Origin of the sequence: Cytobacillus sp. FSL R7-0696, assembly GCF_038006865.1 — a bacterium.
Taxonomy (GTDB): Bacteria; Bacillota; Bacilli; order Bacillales; family Cytobacillaceae; genus Cytobacillus; species Cytobacillus kochii.
Genome location: NZ_JBBOWA010000001.1, coordinates 206,851 through 229,097, shown reverse-complemented (window position 1 = coordinate 229,097; position 22,247 = coordinate 206,851). Strand labels below are relative to the sequence as shown.

The window sequence follows — 22,247 nt, the reverse complement described above, 5'->3', positions numbered from 1 at the left end:
ATTAAAGTATTAACGCTTTAAAAAATAAAATATTTCTTATCGAGAGTGACGGAGGGATCAGGCCCTATGAAGTCCGGCAACCTTCAAGCAAATGCTTGAAAAGGTGCTAAATCCTGCAGGCAGTGAATGTCTGGAAGATAAGATGAGGCAACCCCCTCTTCTTATGAAGAGGGGGTTATTTATTTTAATTATCCGACTAAAAAGTAGAGGAGAGTATATAATGACGAATCAATTTAACACTTATGATGATGAGACGATTTTATTACATGGAGGTCAATCACCAGACCCGACAACGGGATCTCGTGCAGTTCCTATTTATCAAACGAGTTCATATGTTTTTCATAATACAGATCATGCGCAAAGCCTATTTTCATTGGATGAGACGGGAAATATCTATTCACGAATCGGTAATCCAACGGTAGATGTATTAGAAAAACGTATTGCTTTATTAGAAGATGGGGTAGCGGCAGTAGCGACTTCATCTGGAATGGCAGCTATAGCTCTTTCGATTATGAATATTGCCCAAGCGGGTGATGAGATTGTTGCAGCTTCGAACCTTTATGGTGGAACATATAATCTTTTTGCTATAACACTTCCGAAATATGGGATTAAAGTTCATTTTGTTGATGGTTCTGACCCTGAGAATTACCGTAAAGCGATTACGCCAAAAACTAAGGCTTTATATGGAGAGATTATTGGGAACCCAAGTCTTCATGTCCTAGATGTAGAGGCAGTTGCAAATATTGCTCATGAAAATGATATTCCTCTTATTATTGATAATACTTTCGCTTCACCTTATCTTTGCAAACCAATCCAATGGGGTGCAGATATTGTCATTCACTCGGCAACAAAATGGATTGGAGGTCATGGAACAACAATTGGTGGACTTGTAGTTGATGGCGGACGATTTAATTGGAATCATGATAAGTTTCCTGGTTTTACTCAGCCAGACCCAAGTTATAACGGTATTGTTTATGCGAATGAGTTTGGTACTCTCGCTTTCAGTACAAAGCTTCGTGTTCAGTTGCTGCGCGATTTTGGGTCATCATTAAGCCCACATAGTGCATTTCTTTTACTCCAAGGATTGGAAACACTCCATTTACGTATAGAGAAACATACGGAAAATGCAGCGAAGATAGCTCATTTCTTAAACGCCCATCCAGCTGTCGATTGGGTCGCATATCCAGGTTTAGCAGAGCATCCAGCGCATGAACTCGCGAAGAAATATTTAAACACTGGCTTCGGTTCCATTGTGAACTTCGGTATTAAAGGTGGTCGAGATGCAGGTAAGAAAGTAATAGATACCATTGCATTGTGGTCTCATGTAGCCAATGTAGGGGATGCGAAGTCACTCATTATTCATCCGGCTTCAACCACACATCAACAGTTAAGTGCAGAAGATTTAATTAAAAGCGGTGTAAGTGAGGAGCTCATACGTTTATCAGTTGGGATTGAATCGGTTAGAGATTTAACCAATGACTTAGATCAAGCCTTCTTTGAAGCGACTGGTATTTCTTCGAAGGGAGAACAAAAAGGAGAAACAGCAGTAAATGATGAAGGTGTTATTCGGTGGGCATTACAATCATCCTCATTAAAAGAAGATGTGGATGGCGAAGAGGTGCAAAGAGCAAAAAGGATTGCTGTTGTTGGTTTAAGTGGAAATCCTGCTAGACCAAGTTACCGTTTAGCAAGAAAAATGCAAAGATTAGGTTATCAAATCGTGCCAGTTAATCCAAGAGAAACAGAAGTATTAGGTGAACAGGCATATCCAAATTTAAAATCCATTCCTTATACCATTGATATTGTGCAAGTATTTAGAAGCCCTGAAGCTGCGATAGAAGTGGCGAAAGAGGCAGTAGAAATCCAACCAAAAGTGTTCTGGCTGCAAGAAGGTGTCATTTCTCCAAAAGCAGTTGAAATAGCAAAAGAAGCTGGACTTGAAGCGGTACAAAATCGCTGCACATATAAAGAGGCACAGAGATTAAGAGGTTCTATTGTAACCTTTGCTTGTGAAATTTAAAACCGAGGTTGAGGAGAGTCATCAATGAAGAAATGGTTCGTATTTTTAATTGTCGTTTTATCAATTGGATTCATTAGTGCTTGCGGGGATAGTGAGGCCAGCACTAATGATAGCAATGGCGAAGGAAAACCAGAAAAAATTGTTTTAGACTATGCCCATTATTCTCCAACAAGTGTCATTTTAAAGAAATTCGGTTGGGCAGAAGAAGCGTTTGCCGAAGATGATATTGATGTTGAGTTTGTCCTCAGTCAAGGGAGTAATAAGGCACTTGAGTTTCTTAATAGCAGCAGTGTTGATTTTGGTTCAACTGCAGGTGCAGCGGCATTAATTGCAAAAGCAAATGGTGCTCCAATTGAATCAGTCTATATATACTCAAAACCAGAATGGACGGCATTAGTTGCACCGAAAGGATCAGCTATCAAATCGGTTGAAGACTTGAAGGGAAAGAAAGTAGCAGCAACGATTGGAACAGATCCATATATCTTTTTACTGCGCTCTTTAAATGAAGCCGGATTGACATCAACGGATGTAGAAATCGTTAACTTGCAACACGCTGACGGTGGAACGGCATTAACAACAGGGCAAGTAGACGCTTGGGCTGGTTTAGATCCACATATGGCTAAATTAGAACTTGAAGCAGGCACAGAATTTATTTATCGAAATATCGACTTTAACACGTATGGCACATTAAATGTGAGAAGCGAATTTGCTGAGAAATATCCTGAACAAGTAAAAGAAGTAATTGAGCTTTATGAAAAAGCTCGTACGTGGGTATTAGAAAATCCTGAAGAAGCGGCAGAGATACTGGCAGAAGAAGCACAAATCACCCTTGAGGTAGCGAAAAAAGAATTAGAGAGAAATGACTTTAATGAGCCAATTCCTGGTGAAGTGCAAATAGAAGCATTAAATGCGGCTGGTGAGGTTTTAAAAGAAGAAGGCATTATTAAGAGTGATGACGTAGGTAAAGTGGTTGATGAATTAATAAACCCAGATTTCTCAACAGAGGTCATTCAGTAGGGTTGGTAAAGGAGAATGAATATGAAGGAAGTCATAGCGATCCCAAAAGTAAATGAGGGTAAGGAGAAGCATAGAAAAATTAATCCTAGTATTCAAAGGGTGTTACTTGGAAGTATCGTGCCAATCTTACTTATTCTTGCATGGGAGTACTTGAGTCGGATCGGTGTGTTCCCTCCTCATTTACTCCCGGCTCCATCAATCATTTTGCAATCACTTATGACAATGACGACAGATGGAAGTTTATGGACACATACGAGCATTACATTATATCGCCTTGTGCTTGGTTTTTTATTTGGCACTGTTGCAGCATTAATTATTGGCGCCGCTGTTGGCTACTTTTCCACAGTCGAAAGTTTATTAGATCCACTAATTCAAGCTTTTCGTTCCATACCTTCATTGGCATGGGTGCCCTTATTTATTCTCTGGATGGGAATTGGAGAACCTTCCAAGGTGGTTTTAATCGCTGTCGGTGTTTTCTTCCCAGTTTATTTAAATATCGTTTCAGGCATTCAAGGAATTGACCGTAAACTAATTGAAGTGGGGAAAATCTATCATTTTAGCTCATGGCAATTAATTTCGAAGATTATATTACCAGCAGCTTTGCCATCTTTTTTAGTAGGGCTGAGAAGCGGATTGGGACTTGGTTGGATGTTCGTTGTTGCAGCTGAATTAATGGGAGCTTCTACAGGTATTGGTTACTTGCTTGTTTATGGCCAAAACACTTATGCACCGGAATTAATTATTTCTAGTATCGTCTTATTTGCCATATTAGGAAAAATAACAGATGCCATTTTAAAAGGTTTAGAGACAAAAACATTGCATTGGCAAGATACGATCGTCAAGAAGTAGGAGGTGGCAAGATTGTTATCAATTGAGCGAGTGTCTAGAACTTTTTCAAATGGAACAACGGGATTCAAAAATATTGACTTGAAGGTAGAACAGGGTGAAGTCATTGGGATTTTAGGAACAAGTGGTTGCGGTAAAAGTACGCTCTTACGTGTATTATCCGGCTTGGATAAACAATATGATGGTCAGGTTGTAATAGATGGCGAAACTGTCCATGATGTTCATAAGAAAATCGGGATGATTTTTCAGGAACCTAGACTGATGCCTTGGTTAAAAGTTTATGACAATATTGGATTCGGTCTACAAAAAAAAGTTCAAAGTAAAATAGCGCAATATATTAAAGCCGTTGGGCTAGTAGGGTTTGAAAACCATTACCCGAAAGATTTATCTGGCGGGATGGCGCAAAGGGTGGCCATTGCCAGAGCTCTCGTTACCTCACCAGAAATATTACTTTTAGATGAACCGTTTAGTGCATTAGATGCTTTTACAAAAATGCAATTACAAGATTTATTACTGAATCTCTGGCAAACCTATCAATCAACTATCCTCTTAGTAACGCACGATATTGATGAAGCATTATATTTAGCCGATCGCATTATTATTCTTAGGGGACAGCCGGGAGAATTATATCAAGAAATAAAAATTGATAAATCAAAACCAAGATCAAGAGTAGATAAAGATCTTGCTGTACTAAAAGATGAGATTTTGCAATTATTAGATTTATCTCATTCGAAAGCAATCTAAAAATAAAGGAGCTAATGACTTATGACAGTGATAGAGCGGCAACAGCTTGCCCCCATTGAAGGAGATTACAACTTAACGAACTATGAAGAGGCATGTCAAAATATTTCATGGGATGAGGTTAAACAACAGTTTAGCTGGAGCCAATCAGGTCTAGTCAATATGGCTCATGAATGTATTGATAAACATGTGGTTGACGGTTATGGAAACAAAATAGGATTGCATTATGTGAATGGTGCATATGAAGAGACATACACATTCGCAGAGATTAAAGAAAAAACAGATCATATCGCCACCGTTTTAAGGAACCAAGGGGTGAAAAAAGGTGATTTCGTTTTTATTTTTCTACCTAAACACCCCGATTGTTATTTTACAATGATTGCCACCATTAAACTCGGCGCAATTGCGGGTCCTCTTTTTGAAGCATTTATGGAGGAAGCAGTAAAAGATCGAATCTCTGATTGTGATGGAAGGTTTTTGATTACGGATACTGACTTACTTAATAGAGTACCCAAAAACGAACTACCTTGTTTAGAGAAGATATTTCTTACTGATGCGGATGACGTACAATTATTAGGTGAAAAGGAAATTTCTCTCATCAAAGAATTAGAGAAAACAGTAAAGGAAGAAGATATCACGACGTGGGTTGATCTTGAGCATGGTTTAAACATCCACTATACAAGCGGTTCAACGGGAAAGCCAAAAGGAATTATTCATGCTCATAGAGCGATGGTTCATCAATATCAAACAGGGAAATGGGTACTGGATTTAAAAGATGATGATGTGTATTGGTGTACCGCACATCCAGGTTGGGTTACGGGAACTGTGTATGGCATTTTTACACCTTGGTTGAATAGAGCGACAATTGTCGTTAATGGTGGCCGATTTGATGCAAAGGGTTGGTATCATACATTAGAAACAACTGGAGTATCTGTATGGTATAGTGCACCGACAGCATACAGAATGTTAATGGCAGAAGGAAATGATCTACCAAATGATTATGATTTATCCAACTTAAGACATTTATTAAGTGTGGGTGAGCCGTTAAATCCTGAGGTCATTTATTGGGGAAAAGAAACGTTAGGGAAAAGAATACATGATACATGGTGGATGACTGAAACAGGGGCACAATTAATTGTCAATTTACCTTCAGAAGTAATTAAACCCGGATCAATGGGTCGACCATTTCCTGGTATAAGCATCGCTATCCTCGATGATGATGGAGTCGAACAATCAAGAGGGTCGATTGGTCACTTAGCAATTAAAGCACCATGGCCAGGAATCATGAAAGAAGTATGGAAGAATGAGGAGAAATACCAGTCATATTTTCCTTTTGAAGGTTGGTATGTATCAGGAGATCTGGCTGTTCAAGATGAGGATGGCTATATATTCTTCCAAGGTAGAAGTGATGATATGATCAATTCTTCCGGGGAGAGAATCGGACCTTTTGAGGTTGAAAGTAAGCTCATTGAACACCCTGCTGTAGCAGAAGCTGGAGTTATTGGTAAACCAGATGCATTAAGAGGTGAAATCGTCAAAGCCTTTATTGTCCTAAGAAAAGGATATACAGGCAGTGATGTCTTACTTGAAGAGATTAGAAAGTTTGTAAAAACAAGATTAGCTGCTCATTCTGCCCCACGAGAAATGGAAATTGTCACAGAACTTCCTAAAACAAAAATCAGTGGCAAAATATTGCGCAGAGAATTAAAGGCAAGAGAGCTTGCCAAACTTAGTCAAAAAGTACAGTAATATGATGTAATGGGAGGTAAAAGGTTTGACGATTAATATCGCTTTACTTGGCTATGGTACTGTTGGTAAAGGCGTTTACCGTACAATTCAACAGCATCAAGGGCGTTTGCAAAAGTTATTAAGTGAAGAAGTAAAGGTTGTTGCTATTTTAGTGAGAGACATTGAGAAGCATACTGCCCCCGATCAGTCAGTTATTTTGACAAACCAATATGAAAAAATCCAACAACTGGAGAATATTGATGTAGTAATTGATGCAATTGTTGGTATTGAACCGGCTGCAACTTATTTACAAAGTGCGATTGAAAAAGGTCGCCACGTGATTACGGCAAATAAAGAGATGTTTGCTGAAAAAAGTAATATCTTAAGAGAATTAGCAAAAAAATATCACGTCTCAGTCGGCTACGAGGCTACTGTGGCAGGCGGTATTCCTATTATTCAAACTTTAAAAAAACTGCTAAATGCTAATAAAGTAACGAAGGTTGAAGGCATATTGAATGGTACATCTAATTTTATATTAACCAAAATGAGAGAAGAGCAATTATCATTTGATAATGCTCTGGCGCTAGCGCAAAAATTAGGTTATGCGGAAGCGGATCCGACGAATGATGTTGAAGGCTTTGATGCGTATTATAAAGCAGCTATCTTAAGTGAATTGATTTATGGAGAGAAACCAATAAGCGAACAGATTGAAAGAAACGGGATTACGAGTATTGCTAAATCAGATATTACTTTCTTTAATGAATTAGGTCTTAGATACAAGCACGTGGCAACTATTGAATACGCTCATTCTCAAGTGAAATGTGCTGTTCGGCCAGTGTTAGTTGAGGGTAACCATCCTTTATATCAGGTGGAAGGTGTGCAAAATGCTATCCATATCGAGGCGGATATTGTCGGGAGTATTAGTTTGCAGGGGCCAGGTGCAGGTATGTATCCAACAGCAAGTGCAATTATAGAAGATTTGATTCATTTAACAGAAAAGGATCAGGAGTATACTTTTAATGAAGAGTCCACCATTGATCAACACCGTAGTGCGAAAACGAGTTGGATTGCCTATGGACGTTCAGTCTTACAGCAGTTACCTGAAGGAGCAGAAATTATGAAGATGATTGCTGATGATACATGGGTAGTAGAAATAGAGGGGGATTTACGTATAGAAGATGCTTCCTTTATTCAAATATTAGGTGATGCTACAAGATTAAAAGAAATGAAAAAAATCCATTAAAGTAGTAAATGATAAAACCTTATAGTTCTATTGAAAAAACTAGACAATTGCAAGGATCATGGTCTATTTTACTTACCTTGTTCAACTTGAGGAATCGTTCGTTGAACAAGGTAAGTATTTTTATGGCTCTGTTTGCATTGGTCAATAACAATAACTATGCAGTGAAAAGAAATCATCCATGTAATATTTGAATGATACGAATATTTATATGGTTCTTTTTGTAGTCCTGCTTACCTAAAATGAAGAAAAGAAGAATCCCCGTATTCATCAAAGTATATAAAATAATAGAGTTGAAATTCATTTGTGGCAATGTCATATTGTTAAAAAATAAAAATATCTAGTGAAAATAAGCGAAGGATGAATAAATTTTTTATGTAAACTTTTACATCATCAACAACCAACTGTTTTAATTTCATATATGTATCGTTCATTATCTAAATAAAAAAGGATAACTAGCCTTATTTTTATAGGCTAACTATCCTAGGAAATATAATCTTTACCAGTTTTTAGACGGATTGCGATGGTGTTTTTACTGATTGTTTTGGAAGTAGCGTTTGGTTGATTTCTGAATATAAATCCTTTATATTGACAGTGACAATTTTAGCCCCGATCTGTACGTGAACCATATTATCAAAGACTGCTGTAACGAGACCATTTAAAGACACGCTTGTTCCGATACTTACATCTTTCTTTTCATTCTTTCTGATATTCGTAACTTTGTTATTTGCCATATTCTCCACCATCCATTCTTATAAATTATAAGTACAGAAGTTTTCTACTTCGTTTACACTATATCTCTTTATATTACCTGTTTATAGTAAAATAAACGTTTAAAGTGAAAATGTCCAGTAAAAAGGTTGGTCTTTTTATCGACAAATTTCTCTCATTCTATAATTGTAATAAATCATTCAGTTGCTTCTTTAAATCAGGATATTGATTAAAGTTAGTAATCATTCCTTTAATGACAGGAAGTCTGGGATATTCCCTTTGGGTTTCTTCTTCTATCATATCGAGGGAAACCTCTAATGTTTCTTTATCATCGCATTCTTGTATTTGTTGTCTAATATCTGCAATGGTAGTCGATGGACTAGTATTTGGTAAAAATATATTAAATTTTTGCAGAAAACGGTTCATCTTAGCTTCAGTAATCAAAGGTTCTTCTTTTTTTAGACCCTCTGCTAAAGAGTCCATTCTATTTAATAAATAATCAGTCACATGCTCAGGCTTAAATATTTCTTTGTCAATAATTAATATTTTTACGTATGAATGAAAAAGACCATCAAGAAGTTGAGATAAATCCCATAAATAAGGAGTCATTTCTTCTCCATATATAGAAGATAAACTTTTGCGGTAAAATTCATTCATTTCAATTTGCTTTGTGAATAATAATTCTTTTATTGATTCATTAATAGGTATGGTTTGTTCTCTTGTTTGAGTAATAATAAAATCCTTATGTTGGATTAACATATCAATGGTTGTATTGATTTGTGCCTTGAATTTTTCTCTTGCAGTAAGGTTCTTGTTGTCCCACTGCATGATTTCTTCAGTTAATTGATCAAAATAATATATTAATAAAGACTCTAACAATTTTTCTTTGGATTTAAAATATAAATAAAATGCACCTTTGGAAATGCCGCTATCAGTGGCGATATCTTGTACAGATGTGGCAGTATATCCTTTTTTAGCGAATAATTTGATCGCAGCTTCAATAATTATTTTTTCTTTTTCTTTCATCTGTAACAACTCCTTAACCGAAGAAGTATCTCCGTGTTAACAAAAACTTCACAATAATATAATTGACACATGACTGACCGGTCAGTTATATTTATTGGTGATGTGACCCACTAGTCATATTCTATAGGATACCCGAGTTTGTCGTCAAGAAAACAAACAAAATAGATTCTATAGAACCAGTAATGGCTTCTTTTTGGGTATGATAGTTAGTATTCTTATTTGTTAGACTTCGTTTACACTGATTTCTACTATATACATAATGGTTATCGGGTAAAGGAGAATCGAATTTTTAAAAAAAGAGGTGTCAATGTGAAGGGCATAGTCAATTTCGTTTTAAAGAATAAGCTCGCTGTGTGGTTATTAACCATAATTATTACAGTTTCAGGTGTTTACTCAACTACACAGATGAAAACTGAAACAATCCCAGATATCTCTATTCCATTTTTAATGGTAAATGGTGTTTATCCTGGTGCCACCCCTGAGCAGGTGATGGAAGAGGTTTCAGTGCCAATTGAACAGGCAGTTGAAGGACTTGAAGATGTCAATGCTGTTTATTCTAATTCAAGTGCGAATGTAGGAAGTATTCAAGTAGAATATAAATATGGCGCTGATATGGATGATAAAAAGGTTGAGCTAGAAAGAGCGATTGCTAATTTAGATCTTCCTGAAGATGTGGAAGAGCCGACTGTGACATCTATCAGCATGAATATGATGCCAGTAGTTGCACTTTCAATTAGTAGTACAGAAGAAGATATTGTTGGACTGACTGAATTAGTTGAAGATGTAATCTTGCCTGATATTGAAAAGATTGAAGGTGTAGCATCTGCAACAATGACCGGTCAACATATTGAACAAGTTGAATTTACTTGGGATGAAGAAGAGCTAGCCAAGTTTGAATTGAATCAAGATGATGTAAAAGAACTGATTCAAGCAAGTGATATGGCATTATCTTTAGGGTTATTTGATTTTGAAGAAGCTGAAGAAGCTGTTTCGGTAGATGGGAAAGTAACAACTATTGATGAGTTGAAAGAAATGATGATCCCAGTAACACCAACTGCCGACCACCCACAACCATTTGTTGAGCTAAGTGAACTTGCTCAAATTGAACAAGTAGGTAAAGTAGAGTCTGTTTCTCGTACAAATGGAGAAAATGCGATTGCGATCCAAATTGTAAAAGGACAACAGGATAACACAGTAGATGTAGTTAATCGTGTAAAAGATTATGTTGAAGAAGAAACAGAAAAGTATGATGGCCTTGCCATTGATATTTCTTTAGACCAGGGTGAACCGATTGAAAAGTCTGTTAGCACAATGGTTGAAAAAGCACTTTTTGGTGGTTTAATTGCTGTATTAATTATTTTACTCTTTTTAAGAGACTTTAAGTCAACGATTATATCCATTGTTTCTATTCCGGTGTCGATTTTTATGGCATTTTTAGTGCTTAATTGGTTGGATATTACGTTAAATATTATGACTCTTGGAGCGGTTACAGTAGCAATTGGTCGTGTAATTGATGACTCGATTGTTGTTGTGGAAAATATATACCGTCGCTTACATTTGAAAGAGGAAAAATTAAATGGTCGTGCTTTAGTAAGGGAAGCGACTATTGAAATGTTTAAGCCGATTCTTTCGTCTACATTAGTAACTGTGGCCGTTTTTGCGCCGTTAATTTTCGTAGGTGGAATGGTTGGTGAACTATTTGTTCCGTTTGCTTTAACGATGACATTTGCATTGGGCGCTTCATTAATTGTTGCGATTACAATTGTCCCAGCCCTCTCTCATTTCTTATTTAAGAAAAAACTTTACGGTAAGAAAGAGGAGAGCAATCATAAAGAAGTAGGTAAACTTGCTTTATGGTATAAAGGCATTCTAAGTAAAGCGTTAAACCATAAAATTATTACGTCAGCTATTGCTATTCTTTTATTAGCTGGATCATTAGCATTGACTCCATTAATCGGTTTTAGCTTCCTTGGAAGTGAAGAAGAGAAGGTAATGTATTTAACATATACACCTGAAACCGGCGAGAAGATGGATATAACGGAAGAGAATATTTCTGAAGTAGAAGAAGAATTATTAAAACGCGATGATATTGATATACTACAATTGTCCATTAATGACCCAGACAATGTAGATCCTGCTGCTATGATGATGGGTGGCGGCGCTAGTGGGGCTCTTATGTATCTGATTTTTGATCCAGATATGAAGAACTTCCCAGAGGTAAGAGAAGAAATTGAAGAATATGTATTCAATATTGAACAATCTGGTGAGTGGAAATCTCAGGACTTTTCTTCAATGGGTGCGAATACTAGTGAAGTAAGCTATACATTGTATAGTGAGGATTTAGATAAACTAAATGATGCCGTGGCACAAGTGGAAGATGTCATGCATGATACCGATAACTTAGAAGATATTTCATCTACAGCAGAAGATGCTTATGTAGAACATATCTTAAAAGTTGAGCAAGCAGACGTTATGCAGTATGGTTTAACGACAGGTCAAATCGTTATGGCGTTAAACGATAAAGGTAATAGTGAAGTGCTGACAACTGTTCAAAGTGATGGTAATGAAATAGATGTCATTATTCAAACTGAAGCTGCTGAGCCTGCGAAATCAATTGATGAGTTATTAGATACACAGGTTCCGACTGCAACAGGCCAAGAAATGCCATTATCTGAGCTTGTTAATGTAGAAGAAGGGACAACATTAAATACATTGTCTCGTAGTAAAGGTGAGTACTATGCAACTGTCTCTGCCACAGTAACTTCAGATAATTTATCCAAAGTTACGAGTGAACTGGATAAAGGTATCGATGATTTAGACTTGGCACAAGGGGTAACTCTTGATGTTGCTGGTGTAACTGCAGATATGAACGAAACGTTTACGCAATTAGGTTTAGCAATGCTTGCCGCTATTGCGATTGTATATTTCATCTTAGTTGTTACATTTGGTGAGGGTGTTGCACCGTTTGCCATTCTGTTCTCACTACCGTTTGCAGTCATTGGCTCCTTTGTCGGATTATACATTGCAGGGGAAACAATCTCTGTTACGGTTATGATGGGTCTACTCATGTTAATCGGTATCGTTGTTACGAACGCTATCGTATTAGTTGACCGGATCATTCATATGGAAAGAGATGGTATGACGATGAGAGACGCTATTCTAGAAGCGGGTGCCACTCGTCTTCGTCCGATACTAATGACAGCTATTGCTACAATGGGTGCGCTGGTTCCATTATTATTTGGTTCAGGCGGTGGAGGCTTAATCTCTAAAGGATTAGGTATCACAGTTATCGGTGGTCTTGCAAGTTCGACCTTATTAACTCTAGTCGTTGTTCCTATTGTGTATGAAGTATTATCAAAAATGTTTAAAAAGAATCGAAAAGATGTTCAAGATAATTAATTAATAAATAACCCAAAGCATTGATGCTTTGGGTTATTTTTTTCATGAAGTTTATCTAATAAATAAGGGTAGCTTGTAGCAAATATAGTTATCATTAGTTCTGCGATTACCTTAAAGAAGTGTATTAAACTTTTTTTCAATGCAGCTGTGATAATGTTAAAATGAACCAGAGTAAGGAAAAGGTGAGTGATAACAATGGAAAAAAAGATAGGGTTTATCGGTTGTGGAAAAATGGCACAAGCGATTATTGGCGGCATATTAAAAAACGGTTTAGTCAGTCATCATGAAATGATTTCAAGTGCAAGAACGAAAGAAACACTACATAAGGTAGAAGAAAAGTATGCGATTCATACAACCCACTCCAATAAAGAAGTGGCGAGAAGCGCCGAAGTAATCTTTTTAGCGGTTCCTCCTAATAATCATAAGGAAGTAATTGATGAAATAAAAGGGGAAGTAAATGAACATAGCATTATCGTAACCATTGCTGCTGGCATTACTCTACATGATATCGAAAAGTACTTTGAACGAAATGTAATGGCAGTACGTACAATGCCAAATACACCTTCACTGGTTGGTGAGGGAATGAGTGTGCTAAGTAGCAACCAGTATATTAATGAAGAGAAATTAAGTAAAGTAATACGCATCTTTTCTGCTATCGGGAAAGTGGAAGTAGTGGATGAGTCATTAATGGATGGCATTCCAGCAATTAGCGGGTCTTCTCCTGCATATGTGTTTTTATTTATAGAAGCATTGGCCGATGGAGCGGTAAAAGACGGTATACCAAGAGACATTGCTTATAAACTAGGTGCTCAGGCAGTATTAGGTGCAGCAAAGATGGTGCTTGAATCTGGTAAACATCCTGGAATGTTAAAAGATGAGGTTTGTACCCCTGGAGGTGCGACTATTGATGCGGTCAGCAAGTTAGAAGAAACAGGATTTCGTTCATCTGTTCTCACTGCTATGAAAGCATGCAGCGAGAAGGTAAGAAGCTTATAAGCAATAAGAGTTTTTATTTTAGCTGTAGCATCGTTAGCTTATTTTAAGCGATGCTGCAGCTTTTTGGCTTTCAAAGGGGATTAAAAAAATCGGCAAAAACAGTTGAAAATGTTAAGTAAGAAAGGCCTATAGATAGATTGGTATATATTCATGAAAAAAGCATATACCATAAAGGATAATTAAATCGTAATTCATACTTGACGTATAGGAATAATCGTATTATCATATAAAATTGTGCAAAAGTAAGATATTAGGAGGGGTAATGATGGATAATGTATGGTTTATTATTAACTTAGCATTAATGATTGGTTTTATTAGTTTATTATTTATTATGCAACGTAAACATATTTCATTTTCTAAAAGAGTCTTTACGGCATTGGGAATAGGTATATTGTTTGGTTTAGCATTGCAACTGATTTATGGATCAACTTCAGAAGTATTGGCAAGGTCGACGGATTGGTTTCAACTAGTTGGTGGGGGTTATGTTAAATTCTTACAAATGATTGTGATGCCACTCGTGTTTATTTCCATTTTAGGAGCGTTTACAAGATTGAGCCTCTCAAGTAATATTGGTAAAATAAGTGTATTAATTATCGGAATACTACTTGGGACTACAGCTGTGGCTGCTATTGTGGGTATTGGTTCGGCAACCGTCTTTAATTTAGAAGCCATCCAAATTGAAGAGGGAGATGCAGAGGTCAGTAGAGGGACACAAATGGAAGAAACATCTCAATCACTAGCAGCTCAAACATTGCCTCAACAAATTTTAGAGTTACTTCCTGCAAACCCTTTTCTTGACTTAACAGGAGCGAGAGCGACTTCAACGATATCAGTCGTTATATTTGCAGCAATTTTAGGTATTGCCTACTTGGGCGTACGAAGAAAAACACCTGAGCAAGCAGAGATATTTGCAAAAATTGTCGATGCCTTTTATAGCATTATTATGCGTGTGGTTACACTAATCCTTAGATTAACTCCTTATGGCGTGCTTGCTATTATGACAAAGACAGTTGCGTTAAGTGATTTCTCTGCAATCTACAATTTAGGGAAATTTGTTATTGCTTCATATGTAGCGTTAGCGGTTATGATGCTAATTCACTTGTTATTATTACTATTTGTCGGATTAAGTCCACTACAATACTTAAGAAAAGCATTTCCGGTGCTTGCGTTTGCCTTTACGTCAAGAACAAGTGCTGGGGCATTACCTTTAAATATTAAGGCGCAAAAATCATTAGGGGTATCAGATGGAATAGCCAATTTCGCAGGTTCATTTGGTCTCTCTATTGGACAAAATGGTTGTGCGGGTATTTATCCGGCTATGTTAGCTGTTATGATTGCACCTACGGTTGGGATTAATCCATTACAACCAAGTTTTCTCCTTTCAGTTATCGCTATAGTTGTTATCAGCTCATTTGGCGTTGCGGGAGTAGGTGGAGGAGCAACTTTTGCAGCCATTCTCGTCCTTTCAGCCTTAGATTTACCTATTGCTCTTGCGGGTTTATTAATCTCAATCGAACCATTAATTGATATGGGGAGAACAGCGGTAAATGTAAGTGGATCTATGACTTCGGGTATATTAACGAGTAAAATGACGAAAGATATCGACCAAGAAGTTTATAATGACCCACATAATAAAATTGAAGAAGTAGAAGTCTAACTCATTCAATCCTATACTGGTAAAAAAGAAAATCCGAACACTCATTAATCAGATGCTTGCATTGCTTTAGCATTTGAAGAGGTGTTCGGATTTTTTATTTAGCCAATAGATGTTTCTATTCCTTCCACTTTAATGTGGTAAAAAGAGTAATTGAATGAGAAATAATACAGCGAAAATATAAACGAGTGGATGAACTTGTTTACCTTTGCCTTTAAATATTTTTAAGATGGGATGTGTTATAAACCCGAGTGCAATACCTGTAGCAATACTAGAAGTGAGCGGCATCGTCAAAATAATTAAAAACGCTGGGAAAGCTTCATCAAACTCACCCCATTTAACTTTAACTAAGCTTCCCATCATTAAGCTACCAACAATTATGAGTGCAGGCGAAGTAATGGCAGCAATGCCTGAAACCGCACTGACAAGCGGACTAAAGAATGCAGCAACGATAAAAAGGATACCTACTGTCAAAGAAGTTAGTCCGGTTCGACCACCGGCTGCAACCCCACTAGAAGATTCAATGAAAGCAGTTGTAGGGCTTGTTCCGAACATAGAACCGACAGATGTGGCTAATGAATCAGATAATAAAGCCTGTCTTGCACGTGGCAATTTATTCCCCTTCATTAAACCAGCTTGTTGGGCAACACCAATCATTGTTCCGGTTGTATCAAATATTGTTACTAATAAAAACGAGAAAACAACCGCATAAAGACCATGAGTGATGACGTCCCCAATAGCTGAAATGGGATTGAATACTAAAATGCCTTCTGGAAGCGAAGGTAAAGATGTTAGCCCGTCACTAAACTGTAGTTGCCCAGTAAAGAACGCGATTAAGCCTGTTATAATCATGCCGAAAAACAGAGCTCCAGATACATTTAATGCGATTAAAATGAGTGTGATGACTAAACCAACTAGCGTTAATATTGCTGAAGTTGCTGTTAAATCCCCTAAAGCCACAAGATTGCTAGGATCACTTGTAATAATGCCGGACATTCGCAGTCCAACAAATGCAATAAATAAACCAATACCAGCAGAAATTCCTGCTTTTAAGTTTTCTGGAATGGCTTCAATTAATTTTTCACGAAAAGCAGTTAAAGATAAAATCACAAAGATGAGACCTGCTACGAATACGGCAGCGAAAGCTGTTACATAATCTAAGCCCCCACCAACGACAGAATACGCGAAATAAGCATTTAATCCCATACCGGGAGCGATAGCAATTGGATAATTAGCAAAAAGGGCCATCCAAAGTGTACCAACTACTGCTGCAATAATTGTTGCAGTAAAGACTTGATCAAATGGGACACCAGCGTCAGAGAGAATGACTGGGTTAACAACAACAATGTATGCCATTGTTAAAAAAGTTGTAAAACCGGCGAGTATTTCTGTTTTTGCTGTAGAATTGTTTTCTTTTAACTTAAACATTAGAATCCTCCAAGCTGTAAATACATGGTCGTGTGTAATAATACGAACGAAAAAAGGTCACATGGACTATAGTATTCGTTTTTATGAAGATTTTCAAGTTCTTTATAGTATTTGTTATATATGAGTTCTTATTAGAAGAAGACAAAAAAATCCTTAAGGATGTAAACCCTTAAGGATTTGTATGCATTATAAGAAAGAACTCAAAATCAAATAAGTTAACCCAGCTATTGTTGCTGAAATCGGCAAAGTAATAACCCAAGTTATTAACATACGTTGTGCTGTTCCCCATTTGACTCCTTTTACTCGATGGGCTGAACCTACACCGAGGATAGATGAAGAAATAACATGAGTTGTACTAACTGGCATATGTAGTGCGGTTGCACCAAAAATGACCATTGCCCCCGTAATGTCTGCTGCTACTCCGTTAACAGGGCGAATCTTCATGATTTTACCGCCAACTGTTTTAATGATTTTCCAACCACCAACAGATGTACCTAGTCCCATCGCGATTGCACAAGATAATTGGACCCAAAAAGGAATGTCCGTAGAAGTTACATAGTTATTGGAGATTAACGCTAGTGTGATAATCCCCATCGCTTTTTGTGCATCATTTGTACCGTGGGTATATGATTGCAATGCAGCGGTGAAAATTTGTATCGTTCTAAAGTTTCTATTTGTCTTTGTTAAATTATTATTTCTAAAAACAACTTTAAAAATGCTATAAATAATAAATCCGGCTGCAAAAGCAATCAGTGGCGAAAAAATGAGTGCCTGTATGATACCGATAAATCCACTATAGTTTAATGCAGAAAACCCAGCTGACGCAATGGCAGCACCTGCAATTGAGCCAATTAAAGCATGAGAGGATGAACTTGGTATGCCGAAATACCAAGTCAATAGGTTCCAGAAAATCGCTGCTATAAGGGCAGATAGTATGACAATTGAGCCATTTTGTAATGTGAAAGGATCGACAATATCCTTCGTAATCGTTTTCGCTACACCTGTAAAAGTCATTGCACCTACAAAGTTCATTGTTGCAGCTAGTATAATAGCGTGTCTAGGTTTCAAAGCTTTCGTTGACACTGAAGTTGCAATAGCATTTGCTGTATCGTGAAATCCGTTAATAAAGTCAAAAATTAAAGCGAAAATGACGATTAATACTGTGATAATTAAAATTGCATCCATTAGTTATTGCTCCTCACGCGTTTTTCATTATAATTGTTTCGAATGCGTTGGCAACTGTTTGGCAGCTGTCAGCAATTTCCTCTAGGTTTTCGTAAATTTCTTTTTTCTGAATGATGCGAATTGGATCTTTTTCAACGGAAAAAAGATGTTTAATAGATTGGCGTAATACGCCGTCGCATTTTGATTCGAGGTCTTTGATTTTAATTGCATGATCTCGTATTTTTAGCAACTTTTTAGAGGATAATAGCTCAACTGATTTTTCAATTTCTACTGCACTTTGTTGAATAGCTTCTACAAACTTCAACATATATTCATCAGCATTAATGATGGAGTACATTTCAAATAAATCTGCTGTTTGTTCAAAACCATCTAATACGTCATCCATAGCCATTGCAAGATGAAGAATATCTTCTCTTTCAATTGGTGTAATGAAGGCATTGTTTAATTCTTTAATTGTTTCATGAACAAGTGTGTCGCCTTTTGTTTCGTATTCTTTCATTTTTTCTGAGAAAATTTTCAAGTCACTAATGTTATTTAGCTTATAATCGGCGAAATACATTGCTCCTTCTTTTAAGTTGATTGCAATATCACTTAACAATTTATTGAATTTATCTTGTTTTTTAAAAACCATCATTAATACCCCCAGTAATTTTCGGAAAATAAACCCTTCAAACGTTATTATTTTAAACGAAAAATTTTATTGTATAAAGCGTAATTTTCGGGTCTAGAAGAAAAATGTCGAATTGTGTTTAATTGTAATCATATTGTAATGTTTCTTATTATTCAATAAAAATCTTCATATCCCCTGTTACTACTGACTTTATAAGAGTGTGAGTGGGTAAAATTTATTCTATCTTTCATGAATTTGTTGTGTTCGCCTTTACAAAAAATTAATAAAGTTTTTCTTTACTTTTACATTATTCCTTAACTTAATTAATATCTATTCATATTAGAGCGACTTAAAAGTACTGCGCATTTATTTGATTGTTATGCATTTTTCTGATAATATATATTTCTTCTCACTTACACAACGTCAGATTACTCTCCATCAGCGGCTAATTATAAAAATGGAGGTAAATGATATGACAACGGTACATCAACACCCCGATTACAATGAAGAAAACCAGCGCTTAGAATATACCAAAAGATATATGGAAGCTGTTATTAAAACAGCAGAGACATCGAAGGATAATTTTCAAGACAATATGAAAGCAGCCTTTAAAGACGTCGATTCCAGTTTGGGTTATTCGTCTTTATTAACGAATGCTCGCTTTTTTGATATGTCAAAAGAAGAGCTATCAAGCTTGAAAAAGTCCCGACTGAAACCATATTTTGCAAGAATTGATTTTTCCAGAGATGATCAACCAGTGGAAGAAGTCATCTATATTGGAAAAACATCTTTATACTCAAGAGAAAATCAGGATCAATTAATTGTCGATTGGCGTTCACCAATAGCAAATCTTTATTATGAAGGCAGACTAGGGGATGTTTCATATGTCTCTAATGGAGAGAATTTTAACGGTGAGCTTTTATTAAAAAGACAATTTATGATGGAGCGTGGCCTCCTTACTGAGATTCGTGATATTGATTTGACAACAAATGATCAATTGCTACAAGAAACGCTAGCTGGAAGTGCAAGTAATCGCCTCACAGAAATCGTAGCTACTATACAAGAGGAACAAAATAAAGTTATCAGAGCTGATTTGAATAAACCTATCATCGTTCAAGGCGGTGCGGGAAGTGGTAAAACGACGATTGCTTTACACCGAATTAGTTATTTTATCTTCCAATACAAAGAAAACTTTCAACCTGAGCAATTGATGATTATTGCCCCAAGTAATCTATTCCTTGATTATATTTCCGAAGCGCTACCTGAGCTTGGTGTTGAGAATATTAAGCAAAAAACGTACGAGGATTATGTCATAGGAGCATTACAAAAGAAAAATATAAAATTGAAAAAAGACGATAAGTTAATTCAATTGTTAGAGAAAAATCATCAAAAGGAAACAGTTCATGCGCTTCAAATATCAAAATTGAAGGGATCTAAAGTTTTTCAAACCATACTGAATGAATATATGAAAGAAATATTTCTAACTTTTCATCCGCCTACTGATTTTTATGTTGATAAGTATCGATTATATAAAAGTGCGCGATTTGTAAAATTATTGGAAGAAGATTTTTATTATTTACCTTTGTATAAGAGACTAAATAAGTTACGTTCGATTTTACAAAATGAAATAAAACATAAAAAAAAGAAAATGCTTGAGAAAATTGAAATGTTTTATGATGACAAAATTGAAAGAGCATTATATCAAGCGAAAGATCCCGTGAAGAGAAAAAAATATGTCTCACAAGCCCTTGATAAGAAAGAAGCAAGGTTGAAAGAGATGACAACGGCAATAAAGACATCGGTTGCTACATATATGAAGCAATTTCCTAAAAAGAATATTTGGACTTATTATAAAGATTTATTTCAAAACCCACAGCAATTAGTGAAACGTTCACTTAATCAGTTAACACAAGTAGAAGCAGAAAATATTATTCGTTATCAACAAGACTTGTTTAAGAGGCGAATGTATGAAAGAGAAGATTTAGCTTTATTATTGTATTTGCAGGTTCATTTGTTTGGAATTGAAAAAGAGTGGAAAGTAAAAAACATAGTCATCGATGAGGCGCAAGATTATACGTTCATGGAACTTCTTTCTCTTAAGAAAGCAGCTGATACCGATATGTTTACATTAGTTGGAGACTTAGCGCAAGGTATACACTCTTATAGAGGGCTTACATCTTGGGCGGACGTAAAAGCCGAGATTTTCCCTCGAGCCACTTATACAGAATTGCAGAAGAGTTACCGGACTACTGTAGAAATTATGAAAGCAGCTAATCATATATTAAAAAAACTGCCGTATACCTTTCCTGAAGTAAAGCCAGTTGTTAGACATGGAGAGCATCCGCAGTTTATTCCATCCCGCGAAGGCAAGCACTATATACATGTCCTAGAGGCTAAATTACTTAAAGTCAAAGAAGAAGGGTTTAAAACTTTTGCATTAATTGGGAAAACGATGAACGATTGTATGAAGCTTTATCAACAATTTGAAAAAAATGGCGAAATGCCGGTTTATTTACTAGGAGAACATGGACAAATTCCTAAAGAATCAGTCGTCATTGTTCCGGCTTATTTAGCCAAAGGTTTAGAGTTTGACGTAGTATTTATCTTTTCAATTGATGAAGTATTTACCTCAAAAGCTCCTTTAGAAATACAGTTGTTATATGTGGCAATGACTAGACCGCTTCATCGTTTATATTTTTATGGAAATAAAAAAACAGACTTTTTATTTGAGGAGGATGAGAGATGGTAAAAATACCTAATGTAAAATTAGCAAATGGGGTCTTGATGCCCCAATTTGGTTTAGGTGTATATAAAGTAGAAGAAGGGAAGGAAGTGGAAAATGTCGTAAGGAATGCGATTCAACTAGGTTATCGCTTAATCGATACTGCAAGCTTCTATGATAATGAAGAAGGTGTTGGTAGAGCAATTGAACAAAGTGGCATACCTAGAGAAGAGCTGTTTATTACGACAAAGGTTTGGAATGATGATCATGGATATGAGCAGACGATTGCAGCTTTTAAGAAAAGTTTGAAAAAATTACATTTATCTTATATTGATTTATATTTAATCCATTGGCCTATGCCAAATAAGTATAAAGATACGTGGCGAGCACTTGAGTATTTGTATGAAGAAGGGTTAGTAAAGGCAATAGGCGTTAGTAATTTTCACGAACATCACTTAGAAGAAATAAAAAAAGTCGCAAAAATAATGCCAATGGTCAATCAGGTTGAGTTGCACCCGCAATTATCACAACAACCACTTCGTGAATATTGCTGGAGTAACAACATTCAAGTTGAGGCGTGGGCGCCAATTGCAAGAGGTGAACTTTCTTCGGAGCCACAATTTGTTACCTTAAGTAAAAAATATAATAAAACAGTCTCGCAAATTATTCTGCGTTGGCATATACAAAAACAGGTAATCGTTATACCTAAAACAACGAAATTAAAGAGGCTAGAGGAAAATCAAGCTATATTTGATTTTGCTCTGTCTGACGAGGATATGAGCGTTATTGACGATTATAATAAAAATAAACGGATGGGTAAAAATCCTGACGATTTGTAATTGCTATTTCCATATTAGGAAAAAACTGAATGAATGATTCGTTGAGTGCTTTCACAACCTAAGTGTACATCTAATGAAGATGAAA

Annotated in this window: 16 protein-coding genes and 1 riboswitch; of the genes, 11 read left to right on the top strand and 5 right to left on the bottom strand. The window is 36.3% G+C overall.

Translation table 11 applies throughout. The annotated features are described in order from the left end of the window. Positions 1 to 33 precede the first annotated feature (33 nt). A riboswitch (SAM riboswitch) is annotated at positions 34 to 144 on the top strand. Positions 145 to 220: 76 nt separating this feature from the next. From MKX29_RS01110 to MKX29_RS01085, 6 genes are read left to right on the top strand one after another with little or no spacing between them, the layout of a single operon-like run. Continuing rightward, positions 221 to 2,020: a PLP-dependent aspartate aminotransferase family protein gene (locus tag MKX29_RS01110; RefSeq protein WP_251161255.1), complete on the top strand. Its 1,800-nt coding sequence runs from the start codon at positions 221 to 223 to the stop codon at positions 2,018 to 2,020. 24 nt (positions 2,021 to 2,044) lie between these two features. Beyond that, complete coding sequence (locus MKX29_RS01105) at positions 2,045 to 3,037, top strand: aliphatic sulfonate ABC transporter substrate-binding protein (protein WP_341103482.1); 993 nt, start codon at positions 2,045 to 2,047, stop codon at positions 3,035 to 3,037. A gap of 21 nt (positions 3,038 to 3,058) precedes the next feature. Continuing rightward, the gene (locus MKX29_RS01100; RefSeq protein WP_341103480.1) at positions 3,059 to 3,886 is read left to right on the top strand and encodes an ABC transporter permease; all 828 of its coding nucleotides are present in this window, start codon (positions 3,059 to 3,061) and stop codon (positions 3,884 to 3,886) included. Positions 3,887 to 3,898: 12 nt separating this feature from the next. Then, entirely contained in the window at positions 3,899 to 4,627 is a 729-nt protein-coding gene (locus MKX29_RS01095; RefSeq protein WP_341103478.1) for an ABC transporter ATP-binding protein, read from the top strand. Between the two features lie 21 nt (positions 4,628 to 4,648). Then, positions 4,649 to 6,373, top strand: a complete 1,725-nt coding sequence (gene acsA / locus MKX29_RS01090) for an acetate--CoA ligase (RefSeq protein WP_224939061.1) — start codon at positions 4,649 to 4,651, stop codon at positions 6,371 to 6,373. Positions 6,374 to 6,398: 25 nt separating this feature from the next. Beyond that, complete coding sequence (locus tag MKX29_RS01085) at positions 6,399 to 7,595, top strand: homoserine dehydrogenase (RefSeq protein ID WP_289433259.1); 1,197 nt, start codon at positions 6,399 to 6,401, stop codon at positions 7,593 to 7,595. Between the two features lie 506 nt (positions 7,596 to 8,101). Here MKX29_RS01085 and MKX29_RS01080 read toward each other — a convergent pair. Next, entirely contained in the window at positions 8,102 to 8,326 is a 225-nt protein-coding gene (locus tag MKX29_RS01080) for a hypothetical protein (RefSeq protein ID WP_191814601.1), read from the bottom strand. A gap of 157 nt (positions 8,327 to 8,483) precedes the next feature. Further along, positions 8,484 to 9,329, bottom strand: a complete 846-nt coding sequence (locus MKX29_RS01075; RefSeq protein ID WP_224939063.1) for a TetR/AcrR family transcriptional regulator — start codon at positions 9,327 to 9,329, stop codon at positions 8,484 to 8,486. A 309-nt stretch (positions 9,330 to 9,638) separates the two neighbouring features. On the opposite strand from MKX29_RS01075, the gene MKX29_RS01070 reads away from it, so the two are divergent. From MKX29_RS01070 to MKX29_RS01060, 3 genes are all read left to right on the top strand, one after another. Beyond that, a complete protein-coding gene (locus tag MKX29_RS01070; protein WP_341054963.1) occupies positions 9,639 to 12,728 on the top strand; it encodes an efflux RND transporter permease subunit in 3,090 nt (1,029 codons plus the stop codon). Between the two features lie 195 nt (positions 12,729 to 12,923). Next, positions 12,924 to 13,724: a pyrroline-5-carboxylate reductase gene (proC, locus tag MKX29_RS01065; protein WP_341103474.1), complete on the top strand. Its 801-nt coding sequence runs from the start codon at positions 12,924 to 12,926 to the stop codon at positions 13,722 to 13,724. 265 nt (positions 13,725 to 13,989) lie between these two features. Then, entirely contained in the window at positions 13,990 to 15,381 is a 1,392-nt protein-coding gene (locus MKX29_RS01060) for an L-cystine transporter (RefSeq protein WP_224939066.1), read from the top strand. 129 nt (positions 15,382 to 15,510) lie between these two features. Here the strand turns inward: MKX29_RS01060 and MKX29_RS01055 are convergent, their stop codons facing one another. The 3 genes from MKX29_RS01055 to MKX29_RS01045 form a co-directional block, all read right to left on the bottom strand. Continuing rightward, the gene (locus MKX29_RS01055) at positions 15,511 to 16,806 is read right to left on the bottom strand and encodes an NCS2 family permease (protein ID WP_095369965.1); all 1,296 of its coding nucleotides are present in this window, start codon (positions 16,804 to 16,806) and stop codon (positions 15,511 to 15,513) included. Between the two features lie 186 nt (positions 16,807 to 16,992). Next, complete coding sequence (locus MKX29_RS01050) at positions 16,993 to 17,991, bottom strand: inorganic phosphate transporter (RefSeq protein WP_224939067.1); 999 nt, start codon at positions 17,989 to 17,991, stop codon at positions 16,993 to 16,995. Positions 17,992 to 18,004: 13 nt separating this feature from the next. Further along, positions 18,005 to 18,622 (bottom strand): DUF47 domain-containing protein, encoded by a 618-nt coding sequence (locus MKX29_RS01045; RefSeq protein WP_095369963.1) that lies wholly within the window; start codon positions 18,620 to 18,622, stop codon positions 18,005 to 18,007. A gap of 451 nt (positions 18,623 to 19,073) precedes the next feature. Between MKX29_RS01045 and MKX29_RS01040 the strand changes: the two genes are divergently transcribed. Together MKX29_RS01040 and MKX29_RS01035 are read left to right on the top strand one after the other, a co-directional pair. Next, positions 19,074 to 21,350, top strand: coding sequence for a HelD family protein (locus tag MKX29_RS01040; protein ID WP_341103471.1), 2,277 nt, complete (start codon positions 19,074 to 19,076; stop codon positions 21,348 to 21,350). Beyond that, on the top strand, positions 21,344 to 22,162 hold the full coding sequence (locus MKX29_RS01035; protein ID WP_224939069.1) for an aldo/keto reductase: 819 nt from the start codon (positions 21,344 to 21,346) through the stop codon (positions 22,160 to 22,162). Before MKX29_RS01040 ends, MKX29_RS01035 begins: the two co-directional genes overlap by 7 nt. The last annotated feature ends 85 nt before the right edge of the window (positions 22,163 to 22,247 follow it).

Bases quoted from the DNA above. Each gene is read 5' to 3' on its own strand.
- acsA (WP_224939061.1), top strand. From the start codon at position 4,649: ATGACAGTGATAGAGCGGCAACAGCTTGCCCCCATTGAAGGAGATTAC.
- MKX29_RS01110 (WP_251161255.1), top strand. From the start codon at position 221: ATGACGAATCAATTTAACACTTATGATGATGAGACGATTTTATTACAT.
- MKX29_RS01060 (WP_224939066.1), top strand. From the start codon at position 13,990: ATGGATAATGTATGGTTTATTATTAACTTAGCATTAATGATTGGTTTT.
- proC (WP_341103474.1), top strand. From the start codon at position 12,924: ATGGAAAAAAAGATAGGGTTTATCGGTTGTGGAAAAATGGCACAAGCG.
- MKX29_RS01045 (WP_095369963.1), bottom strand. From the start codon at position 18,622: ATGGTTTTTAAAAAACAAGATAAATTCAATAAATTGTTAAGTGATATT.
- MKX29_RS01075 (WP_224939063.1), bottom strand. From the start codon at position 9,329: ATGAAAGAAAAAGAAAAAATAATTATTGAAGCTGCGATCAAATTATTC.
- MKX29_RS01080 (WP_191814601.1), bottom strand. From the start codon at position 8,326: ATGGCAAATAACAAAGTTACGAATATCAGAAAGAATGAAAAGAAAGAT.
- MKX29_RS01040 (WP_341103471.1), top strand. From the start codon at position 19,074: ATGACAACGGTACATCAACACCCCGATTACAATGAAGAAAACCAGCGC.
- MKX29_RS01100 (WP_341103480.1), top strand. From the start codon at position 3,059: ATGAAGGAAGTCATAGCGATCCCAAAAGTAAATGAGGGTAAGGAGAAG.
- MKX29_RS01035 (WP_224939069.1), top strand. From the start codon at position 21,344: ATGGTAAAAATACCTAATGTAAAATTAGCAAATGGGGTCTTGATGCCC.
- MKX29_RS01055 (WP_095369965.1), bottom strand. From the start codon at position 16,806: ATGTTTAAGTTAAAAGAAAACAATTCTACAGCAAAAACAGAAATACTC.
- MKX29_RS01050 (WP_224939067.1), bottom strand. From the start codon at position 17,991: ATGGATGCAATTTTAATTATCACAGTATTAATCGTCATTTTCGCTTTA.
- MKX29_RS01105 (WP_341103482.1), top strand. From the start codon at position 2,045: ATGAAGAAATGGTTCGTATTTTTAATTGTCGTTTTATCAATTGGATTC.